This window comes from Arthrobacter sp. 01L42 (genome assembly GCF_056400005.1).
Window position 1 is genome coordinate 46,764 of record NZ_JBFTSL010000015.1, and the last position, 12,448, is coordinate 59,211.

Below are 12,448 nucleotides of genomic sequence, written 5' to 3' on the forward strand. Positions count from 1 at the left end.
GGCTGTCCCGCCGGCCGCGGCTACTGCAGGGTGGCCGTCAGCCGCGCGACGTTGTCCACGTATTTGACGCCCATCGGACGTTTCATCCAGTCCTCGAGCGTAAGTTCGCGCGAAATGCCCCGGTAGGTGTCCTCCACGGCGCTGATCCGCCGCACGATGTCCTCCCCCAGGAGCATCACCGAGACCTCCAGGTTCAGCGAGAAGGAGCGCATGTCCATGTTGCTGGAACCCAGCACGGCAACGTCGTCGTCGATCGTGAAGTGCTTGGCGTGCAGCACGAAGGGGGCCTTGTAGAGGTAGATCCGCACCCCGGCTTCAAGCAGCGCCTCATAGTAGGACTGCTGGGCGTGGTGGACCAGGAACTGGTCGCCTTTTTCCGAGACGAAGAGCTCGACGTCGACGCCGCGCTGCGCCGCCGTCGTCACCGCATACAGCAGCGAGTCATCAGGGACGAAGTACGGGCTGCAGATCGAGATCTTGCGCTGAGCCGAGTAAATCAGCGTGTTGAAGAGCCGCAGATTGTTTTCGGTGATGAAGCCGGGGCCGCTGGGCACAACCTGGGCGGTGATGTTGCCGGCGTGCAGTTCGGGCCGGTGCGCGAGCTGTTCCTCAATGGATTCGTCGGTCTCGCTGAGCCAGTCCGTGGCGAAGACGACGTTGAGCGTGGTGACGATCGGTCCACGCAGGCAGGCCATCAGCTCGACCCATTCGCGGCCGATCTTGCGGTGCTTGGGGTTGTTGTAGGAGGGCTCGATCAGGTTCTGCGATCCGGTGAAGGCGATCTCGCCGTCGATCACCATGATCTTGCGGTGGTTGCGCAGGTCCGGTCGGCGCCACTGCCCCTGCAGCGGGTTGAGCGGCAGCATGGGCCGCCAGCGGATCTTGCTGGCCTTGAGCCGGGCGATCAGCTTGCGATAGCCCTTGATGCGAAGCGTGCCAAGGTGATCGAACAGGACACGGACCTCGACGCCGCGCTCGGCGGCCTCTTCCAGCGCAGTCAGCAGATCGTCCGTGACGTGGTCCGAGCTCATGATGTAGAACTCGGCGTTGACGAAGGACTTTGCGCCGCGGACCGCCTCGGCCATCGCCTTAATGGAGTCGGGGTAGCCGGGCAGCAGCTCCACTTGGTTACCGTCCACCATCGGCAGCGAGCCCAGCGTCTTGTTCAGTTCCGCGGCGGAAGCCACCCATTCGGGTCCGGCGTAGCGGCTTTCCAGCATCGCCAGTTCTGAGGTCCCGGCGCGCACTCGGGTATTGACCGCGTCCTGCTGCGCGCGGCGCTTGCGGGAGAGCCGGAAGTTGCCGAACAGCAGGAACAGGAGCAGGCCGATGGTCGGCACGATGAAGATGCCCAGCAGCCAGGCCATCGCGGTGGTGGGCCGCCGGTTTCCGGGGATGATGCCCAGTGCCAGCACTCGGATGGCGAAGTCGATCACGGTCAAAATCAGAATCGCCCAGGACGGTAAAGTCTCCGCCAGCGGAAATGGCCAAAACACAGGCGAACCCCTCAACGTACAAGCCACGCGGAACAGTTCCGAACGGGCAGTGACCAAATCCTATCCCGGGACCACCGAGACTAAGCTTTAGCCATGACCACTCCTGCCCCTGTTCCCGCGCCCGCGACCGTTCTGGTCTTCCTCGACCCGGCGTTCGACGGCGGCCGCGTTGCCGACGCGTCGCAGCCGCAGCTGATGGCCACGGACCTGGGCGCCACCCGCGGCGACGGTGTTTTCGAATCCCTCCTGGCCGTCGGCGGCCGGCCCCGCAAGATCCAGGCACACCTGACCCGGCTGGCCGGCTCTGCCCGGCTTCTGGAGCTGGACATCCCCGCCGAGGACGCATGGCGGCGGGCGGTGGAAACCGCCATCCGCGAGTTCCGGGGGCAGGAACCCGCCGCGGCTGCAACGGGCGGCGCGGAGCAGGACGAGGTGGTGGTGAAGCTGATTGTCACCCGCGGGCCGGAGGGCGCGGCTGCCCCCACATGCTGGGTCCAGGCCTCCGCCCCGGCGGCCGCGGGACGGCGGCAGCGCGAGACCGGGATCGACGTCATCCTGCTCGACCGCGGCTACGACAGTGAAGTCGGCGAGCGCGCCCCGTGGCTCCTGCTCGGCGCCAAGACCCTTTCCTACGCCGTGAACATGGCGGCGCTGCGCTACGCCCACCGGCAGGGCGCCGACGACGTCATCTTCACGTCCGCGGACGGCCGGGTGCTGGAAGGTCCGACGTCGACCGTTCTGCTGGCCCACCTGGAAACCTCGGACGACGGCGCCGGCGGCGTCCGCACCATCCGGCGGCTCATCACGCCCCAGCTGGACAGCGGCATCCTGCCCGGCACGTCACAGGGCGCCCTGTTCACCGCCGCCAAGGCCGCCGGCTGGGAGCTGGGTTACGGCCCGCTGGAGCCGAAGGACCTGCTGGACGCCGACGCGGTCTGGCTGATCTCCAGCATCCGGCTCCTGGCCCCGGTGAACCACATCGACGGGCAGGAAATCGGCACCCCGGAACTGCGGCGCCAGCTCACGGCCGAACTCAACGCCCTCTTCGCGACCATCGAATAGCAACGCGGGGTCAGCTACGGCCCATCCCATGTCCCCGGATGGGCCGTAAGTGACCCCGCGTTGGTGTTGCGCTCACCCCAGGGCGTCAGCGGGCACTGCCGGGCACAGGCGGAACGAGGCCGGGTTGAACGCCGGGAGCATGAACGTTGCGAGCACGGCGTCGAGCATTTCCGGGGCCCAGGTGCTGTTCTCCCCCAGGGCCGCGCAGACACCCAGCACCACGGGCGTTCCGTCGGTGCGGCGGCGGATCTGGACCTGGACCGGCCCGGTCAGCCCGAGCGTGCGGACGGCGGCCAGGCCCAGCTTGCGCACATCGCCGGCCTGGTTCGCCGGCACCCTGCGGCTGACCTCGTCGCTGCCGGCGCGTCCATACGGAGTCCTGGTCTTCTCGAGGACCACCGCCACCGGCGCCATCGCGTTGCGTGCCGGGGTGCCGAACACCAGGCACACATAGTCGGCGCCCGGGATAAATTCCTGGACCAGTTGCCCCGCCGGCATGTTCTTCCAGCTAACGGAGTCGGTTCCGGCCAGCAGGTGGACACCATGGGAGCCTTTGAAGACCCGCGGCTTGACCACCACGGGGCCGCTGAGGCCGGCGAGGGAAGCCGGCGCGGCGGCGAGGTCGCCCGGAACCGCGAACCGGGGCACCGGGATGCCGGCCGCTTGCAGCGCCCAGGTGGTGAACAGGTGGTCGTTGGCGAGGGCCACCGCGGCGGGGTCGGCCACGATGATCCGCACATCCTGGGCGAATCCGGCGCGGGCCGCGGCCAGGACCGGGAGTTCCACGGTGAGGGTCGGAATGATGACGTTGATGGCTTCGCGGTCCACCACCCGGCGCAGGTCCAGGACCATGTCCGGGTTCGTCGCCGGCAGGAGCCTGACCGCGGCGGCGGGAGCCTCCCCGGCCTGGCGGGTGTCGGCACGGGCGTCGGAGCCGAGGTACGGGAGGCCCCGGGCTTCGAGCTGGGCCGCGACGGCCCGTCCGGCGGCGCTTGTAATCCCGGTAACGAGTATGCGCGGGCCCACGATTGCTCCATTCCGCCGTCACCGGCCGGACCGCGGCTGCGGCTCCGACCGTTCCAGCCACCGATTCCCAGACAGCTTGTTGATGGACAGACGAGTCGATTCCGGGACTGCTTGATTCACACATTGCTCGAATCACCTGCAGCTCCGGCCGACTCGTCGGACCTAATCCCCCCAGTAAACGGAGAAACGTCCCGGCAGACACGAGTGGGCTGTACCCGAAACTGGAGCCCGCCACTACTCGCCCGGGCCGCGGTCCGGTTACGGAACATGACGACGGCGGCGGTGCGGGCCGGCGTCGCAGGTGTTACGTTTTTGGGGAGTAATGAGAACCGGTGCCAAGCCCTGACTGGCCGGTCGGCAACCCTCCCTTTCGCGGCGGGGTGCCTCAGGTGAATACTCGGCAATCGAGAATTCGAGCTGCAAGCGTGAAAGAGGAGATCCGTCGTGACCGACACGTCAATACCCACAACAGCCGCACCCGGCACAGCACCCGGTACCGCACCCGGGGGCGAGGAGAGGCTGGCCTACCGCCTGTTCACCGGGGCGGATGACCGCGCCTTTTGCGAGCGGGTGTCAGCCGCCCTGGCCGAGGGTTACGTGCTGCATGGAAGCCCCGCCGCCAGCTTCAACGGAAGCACCGTGATCGTGGCGCAGGCGCTGGTCCTGCCGGCCGCGATTGCCAGTGCGGACGCCGCCGTGGCCAATGCGGTTGATGAGCTCGACGCCGACGAATTTGGCGCCGACGGGGCCTTCGCGGGCCACGCATGAGCTACGCCGGAGACCTCAGCCCGCAGGAGGCGTGGGCCAAGCTGGAGGCCGGAGCCATCCTGGTGGATGTCCGGACCGAGGGCGAATGGGCCCACATCGGCATCCCGGACACCGCGGCCGCGGGCGAGAGCCGCAACGATCCGCTCTTCATCCAGTGGAACCTCGCCGGCGGCACGCCGAACCCGCACTTCGTGGAACAGCTAAGGCAGCAGGCGCCGGAGGACACCGCCGTCGAACTGGTGTTCCTTTGCCGTTCCGGGGCCCGGTCGATCGCGGCCGCGACGGCCGCGACGGCCGCCGGCTACACCTCGTACAACGTCCTTGAGGGCTTCGAAGGCGAGACCGACCGCTTTGGCGAACGCACCGTCAATGGCTGGAAGAACCGCGGCCTGCCCACCAACCTCGGAAAGATCTAAGTGACTTTCAATCCCGACGCCGCCGGCTGGGCGGCCGACACCCAGGCCGTCCGTGGCGGCCTTGACCGCACCGGCTTCCAGGAAACCACCGAGCCGATCTTCCTCAATTCAGGATTCGTCTACGAGTCCGCGGCCGCCGCCGAGCGCGCCTTCACCGGTGAGGACGAGCGCTTCGTCTACTCCCGCTACGGCAACCCCTCCGTCGCCACCTTCCAGGAGCGGCTCCGGCTGCTCGAGGGAACGGAGGCGTGTTTCGCGACGGCGTCCGGCATGTCCGCCGTCTTCACCGCCCTGGGCGCGCTGTTGGCGGCCGGCGACCGGGTGGTCGCGGCCCGCTCGCTGTTCGGCTCGTGCTTCGTGATCCTGAACGAAATCCTGCCGCGCTGGGGTGTCGAGACGGTCTTCGTGGACGGCCCGGACCTGGAGCAGTGGAAATCCGCGCTGTCCGAGCCGACCACGGCGGTGTTCTTCGAGTCGCCGTCGAACCCGATGCAGGAAATCGTGGACATCGCCGCCGTGAGCAAACTGGCGCACGCGGCCGGCGCCACGGTGGTGGTTGACAACGTCTTCGCCACCCCGCTGCTCCAGCGCTGCGGCGACCTCGGCGCGGACGTGGTGGTCTACTCCGGCACCAAGCACATCGACGGCCAGGGCCGCGTCCTGGGCGGGGCCATCCTGGGCACCAAGGAATTCATCGACGGGCCCGTCAAGCAGCTCATGCGGCACACCGGTCCGGCCCTTTCGGCGTTCAACGCCTGGGTGCTCACCAAGGGCCTGGAGACCATGGCCCTGCGCGTCAACCATTCCTCGGCCTCCGCGCTGCGGCTGGCCGAATGGCTCGAGGGACAGCCTGCGGTCGGCTGGGTAAAGTACCCGCTGCTGCCGTCCCACCCGCAGTACCCGCTCGCAGTGCAGCAGATGAAGGCCGGCGGGACCGTGCTCACCCTGGAGCTGCAGCCCTCCCCCGGGCGCACGGCGAAGCAGGCCGCGTTCGCACTCCTGGACGCGCTGCGGATCATCGACATCTCCAACAACCTGGGCGATGCCAAGACGCTCATCACGCACCCGGCCACCACCACGCACCGCGCGATGGGCCCGGAAGGCCGCGCGGCGATCGGGCTCAGCGACGGCGTGGTCCGGCTCTCGGTGGGCCTGGAGGACGTCGATGACTTGATCCGCGACCTCGGCCAGGCGCTCAAGCAGGTCTAGGGCTTCCGCCGCACCCGCAACTGTTGCGGGCTCCCGGTCAGGCCGGGCGCAACCGGCCCAGGGCCGAACGATTGTCTGCCGGCCCCTCGGTGGCGGGCCCCTCGGTGGTCAGTTCGATGGCCCGCTCGACGACGGCGGGCAGGCCGCCGGCCCGGAACGGGCCGCGCTGCAGCTGCGAACCGGTACCCTCTGCCAGAATCCGCTCGACGCCCTCGCGCGCCAGCTCCAGCTCGCCCTGTTCCTCAAGCACCGGGGCCACGAAGTCCACGAGCGCCCTGACCACGTCCGCGGCCGGGGCCGGGGTGAAGGTTCCGAAGTCCAGGAGCTCCCCGCGCAGTCCGCAATTGCTGGCCTGCCAGGCGGCCATCCGCAGCAGCAGCGTGGGCACCGGGGCGGGATCGACGCCGTCGTTCCATTCCCGGGCGGCCGACTCCACGAGGGCGCGCACCAGTACGGCAATCAGGGCAGCATCCTCGGCCCGCAGGCAGACATCCGCGACCCGGATCTCCACGGTGGGATGCTGCCGGGCCAGCCGCGCGTCGAAATAGACCATCCCCTCATCCATCAGGACGCCGCTTTCGACCAGCCGGGTGACCACGCGGCGGTAGATGGGCAGGCTGCCGAAGATCATCGTGGGACCCGAGCCCGGCCAGCGGTTCCAGGCCTGGGTGCGGTAGCTTTCGAATCCGGTCTCGGCCCCATTCCAGTAGGGGGAATTCGCGCTGAGTGCTATCAGCACGGCCAGCTTGTCGCGGATCCGGTCCATTACCGCCACGCCCTCCTCCGGGGACTCCACAAAGGTGTGGACGTGGAGGCCGCAGGTCAGTTGGTTCCGGACGGTGAGCCCGAAGCGCTGCTGCATGGTCATATAGCGCGGATTCGGCGTCAGGTGGGTGGCGGAGCCTTGGGGCGACGTGGCCAGGGCCGCGACGCGCCCGCCGTGCGCCCGGGCGGCCTGGTCCGCAAGGGACCGGCCACGCCTGAGCTGCCGGAGCAATTCCGTGTACTCCAGGCACGGATGCGTCTGGGTCTCGATCTGTTCGAGCTTGAGCTCGTAGCTGAAGTCGGCGCCTTCGTGGACCGGTTTCTGTGCCGGGAGAACCCTGGCGGCTCCCTGTTGCGGCGGCACCAGACTCGGCAGCATGAGGTCAGCGAGGGCAAGCAGCATCCCCGATTCGGGGTCCACTATCAGCAGTTCTTCCTCCACGCCGAAGGTGCGCATGAATCTATTGTGCGTCAGGATCCGCCGAAACGCCCCACACCAACGCGGGGCTCAGTCTTGGAAATACTCGATCTTCGCCCCGATGGTGTTCAGCCGCTCGGCCAGGTCCTCATAGCCGCGTTCAATGACATAGATGTTCCGCAGCTCCGAGACGCCGCGGGCCGCCAGCATGGCCAGCAGCAGGCAGGCGGCGGGGCGGAGGGCCGGCGGGCAGCCCACCTCGGCCGCACGCCACTTGCTGGGCCCGTTGACGTAGATGCGGTGCGGATCGAGCAGCTGGACCTGGGCGCCGAGCTTGTTGAGCTCGGTCAGGTAGATGGCCCGGTTCTCGTAGACCCAGTCATGGATCATGGTCTGGCCGTGGGCGTTGGCGGCGATCACCGCGAAGAAGGGCAGGTTGTCGATGTTCAGCCCGGGGAAGGGCATGGGGTGGATCTTGTCCTCCGGCGCCCGCAGCTCCGAAGGCTTGGTGGTGACGTCCACCAGGCGGGTGCGGCCGTTGCGGGCAAAGTACTCCCCGGAAACTTCGAGCCGCTGGCCCATCTGCTCGAGCGTGGCGAGTTCGATTTCCATGAACTCGATCGGGACGCGGCGGATGGTGACTTCCGAGTTCGTCACGATGCCGGCGGTGATGAGGCTCATCGCCTCGATGGGGTCCTCGGACGGGAAGTATTCGATGTCGGCGTCGATCGACGGGCGGCCGGTGATCTTCAGCGTGGTGGTGCCAACCCCGGCGATGTCCACGCCGAGCATCTGCAGGTAGAAGCACAGATCCTGCACCATGTAGTTCGGGCTGGCATTGCGGATGATGGTGGTGCCACGGCGGTGGGCTGCGGCCATGATGGCGTTCTCGGTGACGGTGTCGCCGCGTTCGCTGAGCACGAAGGAGCGGTCGTGACCGTCCGACGGCGGCGCCTGCACCGCGTAGAACCCGGACTTCGCCTCCACGCTAAGGCCGAACTGGCGCAGTGCCTGCATGTGCGGCTGCACGGTGCGGGTGCCGAGGTCGCAGCCGCCGGCGTAGGGCAGCCGGTAGGTGTCGGCCTCGTCCAGCAGCGGGCCCAGGAGCATGATGACGCTGCGGGTCCGTCGGGCCGCCTCCACATCCATGGAGGCCAGGTCCAGGACGGCGGGGCGGCGGATCTGGAGGTCGTTCGCGTTGAGCCAGGTGCACTCGACGCCGATGCTGGTCAGCACCTCCACGATCCGGTTGACTTCCTCGATCCGGGCAAGCCTGCGCAGCGTGGTGGTGCCGCGGTTGATGAGGCTGGCGCACAACAGCGCGACGCCGGCATTCTTGCTGCTGTTGACGTCCACCGCGCCGGCGAGGGTGCGGCCGCCCTCGACGCGCAGGTGGGTCATCTGGGGCCGGCCCACCTTGACGATGCTGTGCCCGACGATCGCCTCCAGGCGCTGGATCATCTTCAGGCTCAGGTTCTGCTTGCCCTGTTCCATCCGGGCGATGGCGCTCTGGCTGGTGCCCAGCTCGGCGGCGAGTTGCCCCTGGGTCCAGCCCTTGGCGCCGCGCGCCTCGCGAAGCAGGATGCCTACGTGTTCAGCAGTCGGTTGAGTCATGCTCCCGAAAATATCACGCATGATTTATAAACCACGGCAATTCCGGCCGGAATGGCGCCAATCTCACACGGATACCCACGCCATGCGATAACCGGCAGGCCGCCGGAACTCCCGGGCCGCCCCGCCGGAACTCCCGGGCTGCCCGGCCGGCGGCGCCGGTCTACTGGCGGGTGAGGAAGACGAGGTTCCAGGTGCCCGCGCCGAGGGCCGCGGCGACGGCGGCGGCGGCGATGCCGAGCCCGCCCAGCAGCACCCAGGCATCGAGTCCGCTGAACGTGGAGGGCCGGGCCCAGGTCCGGGCGGCACCGCCGAAGCCGCGGGCCTCCATGGTTACCGCGAGCCGCGAGGCGCTCCGGATCGCCTGCACCAGCAGGCCGAAACTCTGGCCCAGCGTGGCGCGGAACCGCTGATAGGGGTTGCCGCTCGAGCCCACGCCGCGGGCCCGCCGGGCCATACCGATGGTCTGCCATTGCTCGGCCATGATTCCGACGAGCCGCATCGCGGCCAGGGTGCCCAGGACGAACCGGTGCGGCAGTTTCGCGTTCTGGGCCAGGGCGTCGGCCAGGTCCGTGGGGTCGGTGCAGCTCATCAGCAGCACCGCGGGCAATGCGATCGCGAGCCCGCGGAGCATGAAGCCGATCCCCAGCTGCAGGGAACCGGCGCTGACGGACCAGATCCCCGCATCGAGCAGGACGGGTCCGGAATCGGGCGCCAGGATGGCCGTGCTCCAGCCGCCCAACGCCGCCGCGAGGATCAGCGGCCAGCCGCGCTGCCACAGCAAGGCCACAGTCAGGCCCGCCAGCGGCAGGAGCAGCAGTTCGAACGCCAGCGCCACCGACGCCGACACCCAGTCAATGGAGAGCGCCAGGACCATGGTGATCAGGGTGACCGCCGTGAACTTGGCGAGTGGGTTGGCTCGGGTCAGCAGCGCATGGTTGCCGCGCAGGCTCAGAGCGTCCCTCAAGGCGAGGCCCCCTCCTGCAGCTCAAGATCCGGGCCGGGAGCGTCCGCGGCGGCGGTTTCCCGTGGCCGGAGGCGGAGTTCGGCACCGCCGAGGACGGCGCTGAATTCGGCGTCGTGCGTCACGGACACGACGGCGGTGCCGGCGTCGAGGAGCTCGGAGAGGAACGAGGCGAGTTCGGCCCAGGTATTGGCATCCTGGCCGAAGGTGGGCTCGTCCAGGACCAGCACCTGGGGGTGCGCCGCCAGCACAGTGGCTACCGAAAGTCGCCGCTTCTCGCCGCCGGAGAGCGTGTAGGGGTTGGCGTCCACAAGCTCCGTCAGCCGCAGCCGCTCCAGCAGTTCGTCCACGCGGTCTTCGCCGTAGCCGAGGTGGCGCGGGCCGAACATGAGCTCGTCGAGGACCTTGCCGGTAACGAACTGGTGCTCGGGTTCCTGGAAGACGGTTCCGATCCTGGCGATCAGCTGCTGGGCCTTCCACCGGTAGGGATCGGGTCCGGCGCCGTCGCGTACGCGGCCACTGGAGCGACCGCTGGAGTGACCGGTGGCGGGGCTGCTCAGCTCCGCCGTGGCCGAGACTGTTCCCGCGACGGGCCGCAGGAGACCGGCCAGCGTCAGCGCCAGGGTGGACTTCCCTGTGCCGTTCTGTCCGGTGATGGTCAGCGCCTCGCCGGCGCGGACCCGGACCGAGACCCCGGACTGGACCGGACGCGGCGCGATGGTGCGGAAGCCGTCGCGCAGCCCGGCCCGCCGCGGCCGTTCGCGGGACACCGCGAGCGCGTCGGCCGCGAGCAGAGTCTGTCCCGCGCCCCGCGCCGGTGTCCGCATCCGCGTCGCCGGGACGTAGCCCGGCACCCAGACGCCCGCACAGATGAGCATGTCCCGCGCCTCGGCCAGGACCCGGTCCGGCGGTCCGTCAATCAAGACCGCGGAGTCCGTGGCGGACTCTGGCTGCAGCACCACGATCCTGTCCACCAGGTCTTTCCAGACCCCCACCCGGTGCTCCACGACCACCAGCGTGGCGCCTGTCTTGTCCAGGCAGCGGCCCACAGCGTCGCGGACCTCCAGGACGCCCGCGGGGTCGAGGTTGGCGGTCGGCTCGTCGAGCAGCAGCAGCCCTGGCCGCATCGCGAGGATCCCGGCGAGCGCCAGCCGTTGCTTTTGGCCGCCGGAGAGGGCCGCCGTCGGGTGGTCCAGCGGCAGCTGTCCCAGCCCGACGTCGTCGAGGGCCTCTCGCACGCGCGGCCAGATCTCCGCCGCCGGGACGGCGAGGTTCTCCGCCCCGAAGGCGACGTCGTCGCCGAGGCGGGAGAGCACCACCTGCGTTTCCGGGTCCTGCTGCACCAGCCCGGCGCGGCCGCGCTGCGCCCGTGGCGCGGCACCGTCGATCAGGAGGCTGCCGGTCTCGTCTGCATCTTCGGCGTCGCCGGAGTCGCCGGAGTCGCCAGCCGCGCCGGCGCCGGCCGCGCCGTCGCCCAGAACGCCGGCCAGGGCGTGGAGCAGCGTCGACTTGCCGGCGCCGGAGGGCCCCAGCAGGAGCACGCGCTCCCCCGGCTGGATGTCCAGGTCAAGGCCGCTGACGGCGGGCCTGGTTCGTCCGGCATGCCGCCAGCCCCAGCCGCGGGCCGTGACGGCGGCCGGCCGGACGCCCGGTGAAGATCTCATGATTCTCTGCAGGATTCAGCGACGGGGCTCAGGAGAAGACGGGCTCCGTGGCGGCCTTGCGGGAGGCAAAGGAGCCCAGCACTCCGGTTTTCGCCAGGCCGCGGGTGGCGAGCCAGGCCAGTCCGCCGGCAATCACTGCGCCGGAGATCGTGGTGAAGACGATGTAGGCGAGCTTGTCGCCGGCTTCGTAGGCGATGTTCCAACCCCACGGCAGGAAGGAATCGTTCAGGCCGCAGAAGAGGCCCGCGCCGGCGCCGGCCAGCACGGAGACGGGCAGGTTGAACTTCTTGTAGAGGAAGGCCGCGAAGACCAGTTCGGCGCCGAGGCCCTGCAGGATGCCGGAGATCAGCACCGTGGTGCCGTACTGCGAACCCATGATGAGCTCGCCGGTGGCCGCGACGGTTTCGCAGAAGAGCGCGGCGCCCGGCTTGCGGATGATGAGCATGCCCAGCACTGCCGGGATCATCCAGCCGCCGGCGTAGAGTCCGCTCAACGGCGGGTAGACCGCGTTGACCGGAGTCGAGATCAGGTTCGCGCCCTGGGACCAGGCCCAGAAAATGACGCCGCCGGCAACGGCGATCAACGCGGCCACCACAATGTCCACCACGCGCCAGCTGTAGTTGCGCCGGGCGGATGAACGGCTGGCGGAACCATGCTGTGCTGAAATATCTGTCATGTCGTCCTCCTGAGGAACAGGAGGGGAGGGTGCGCCGGCCGGTCTCGGCTTCCGCCGCCCTCCGCGCATCCTGAGAACTCGACTCCCTTGCGCCGGTACTAACCGGATCAGGTTCGAGGGTCTGCGGCTGTCCGCACTCTCAGCGCCCACCAAAGGTTTCCCCGGATTGTTCCGGCGATGCCCGACGGCGGCGCTCCCCTGTCGTAATTATTTTCGCCCTTGTGGGCTGGCTCAGTTTACACCCGGACGGCCGGGATTTCAGTGGTGTGCCGTCACAATCGTGGACCGGACGGCGGCAGTCCCGGCGGCCCGGAAAACCCTCTTGGTAGAGTCGTCGTGCCGGACCCCCGGACCCGCCAGCGGGCGGCCTCGT

At 69.0% G+C, this 12,448-nt stretch carries 11 protein-coding genes and 2 riboswitches; of the genes, 4 read left to right on the top strand and 7 right to left on the bottom strand.

The genetic code is table 11. From position 1 onward, the window contains the following. Positions 1 to 20 precede the first annotated feature (20 nt). Positions 21 to 1,496: a cardiolipin synthase gene (cls, locus tag AC1DN2_RS13980; RefSeq protein WP_374706716.1), complete on the bottom strand. Its 1,476-nt coding sequence runs from the start codon at positions 1,494 to 1,496 to the stop codon at positions 21 to 23. A 93-nt stretch (positions 1,497 to 1,589) separates the two neighbouring features. Between cls and AC1DN2_RS13985 the strand changes: the two genes are divergently transcribed. Further along, positions 1,590 to 2,558, top strand: a complete 969-nt coding sequence (locus tag AC1DN2_RS13985; protein ID WP_476850762.1) for an aminodeoxychorismate lyase — start codon at positions 1,590 to 1,592, stop codon at positions 2,556 to 2,558. Between the two features lie 72 nt (positions 2,559 to 2,630). Here AC1DN2_RS13985 and AC1DN2_RS13990 read toward each other — a convergent pair whose 3' ends face one another. Next, positions 2,631 to 3,584, bottom strand: a complete 954-nt coding sequence (locus AC1DN2_RS13990; protein ID WP_476850763.1) for an ATP-grasp domain-containing protein — start codon at positions 3,582 to 3,584, stop codon at positions 2,631 to 2,633. Between the two features lie 318 nt (positions 3,585 to 3,902). After that, a riboswitch (SAM riboswitch) is annotated at positions 3,903 to 4,016 on the top strand. A 27-nt stretch (positions 4,017 to 4,043) separates the two neighbouring features. Here AC1DN2_RS13990 and AC1DN2_RS13995 point away from each other — a divergent pair. From AC1DN2_RS13995 to AC1DN2_RS14005, 3 genes are read left to right on the top strand one after another with little or no spacing between them, the layout of a single operon-like run. Further along, a complete protein-coding gene (locus tag AC1DN2_RS13995; protein ID WP_230008543.1) occupies positions 4,044 to 4,352 on the top strand; it encodes a DUF1737 domain-containing protein in 309 nt (102 codons plus the stop codon). After that, positions 4,349 to 4,768, top strand: a complete 420-nt coding sequence (locus tag AC1DN2_RS14000; protein WP_476850764.1) for a rhodanese-like domain-containing protein — start codon at positions 4,349 to 4,351, stop codon at positions 4,766 to 4,768. The genes AC1DN2_RS13995 and AC1DN2_RS14000 overlap by 4 nt, the downstream gene beginning before the upstream one ends. Further along, positions 4,769 to 5,977: an O-succinylhomoserine sulfhydrylase gene (locus AC1DN2_RS14005; protein WP_476850765.1), complete on the top strand. Its 1,209-nt coding sequence runs from the start codon at positions 4,769 to 4,771 to the stop codon at positions 5,975 to 5,977. 37 nt (positions 5,978 to 6,014) lie between these two features. Here the strand turns inward: AC1DN2_RS14005 and AC1DN2_RS14010 are convergent, their stop codons facing one another. From AC1DN2_RS14010 to AC1DN2_RS14030, 5 genes are all read right to left on the bottom strand, one after another. Beyond that, positions 6,015 to 7,199, bottom strand: a complete 1,185-nt coding sequence (locus AC1DN2_RS14010) for a glutamate--cysteine ligase 2 (RefSeq protein ID WP_476850766.1) — start codon at positions 7,197 to 7,199, stop codon at positions 6,015 to 6,017. A gap of 51 nt (positions 7,200 to 7,250) precedes the next feature. Beyond that, positions 7,251 to 8,774, bottom strand: coding sequence for a UDP-N-acetylglucosamine 1-carboxyvinyltransferase (locus tag AC1DN2_RS14015; RefSeq protein WP_028275394.1), 1,524 nt, complete (start codon positions 8,772 to 8,774; stop codon positions 7,251 to 7,253). A gap of 160 nt (positions 8,775 to 8,934) precedes the next feature. Continuing rightward, complete coding sequence (locus AC1DN2_RS14020; protein ID WP_476850767.1) at positions 8,935 to 9,738, bottom strand: energy-coupling factor transporter transmembrane component T family protein; 804 nt, start codon at positions 9,736 to 9,738, stop codon at positions 8,935 to 8,937. After that, positions 9,735 to 11,399, bottom strand: a complete 1,665-nt coding sequence (locus tag AC1DN2_RS14025) for an ABC transporter ATP-binding protein (protein ID WP_476850768.1) — start codon at positions 11,397 to 11,399, stop codon at positions 9,735 to 9,737. The genes AC1DN2_RS14020 and AC1DN2_RS14025 overlap by 4 nt, the downstream gene beginning before the upstream one ends. 28 nt (positions 11,400 to 11,427) lie before the next feature. Continuing rightward, positions 11,428 to 12,075, bottom strand: coding sequence for an ECF transporter S component (locus AC1DN2_RS14030; RefSeq protein ID WP_028275391.1), 648 nt, complete (start codon positions 12,073 to 12,075; stop codon positions 11,428 to 11,430). 66 nt (positions 12,076 to 12,141) lie between these two features. Beyond that, a riboswitch (TPP riboswitch) is annotated at positions 12,142 to 12,285 on the bottom strand. Positions 12,286 to 12,448: the final 163 nt, after the last annotated feature.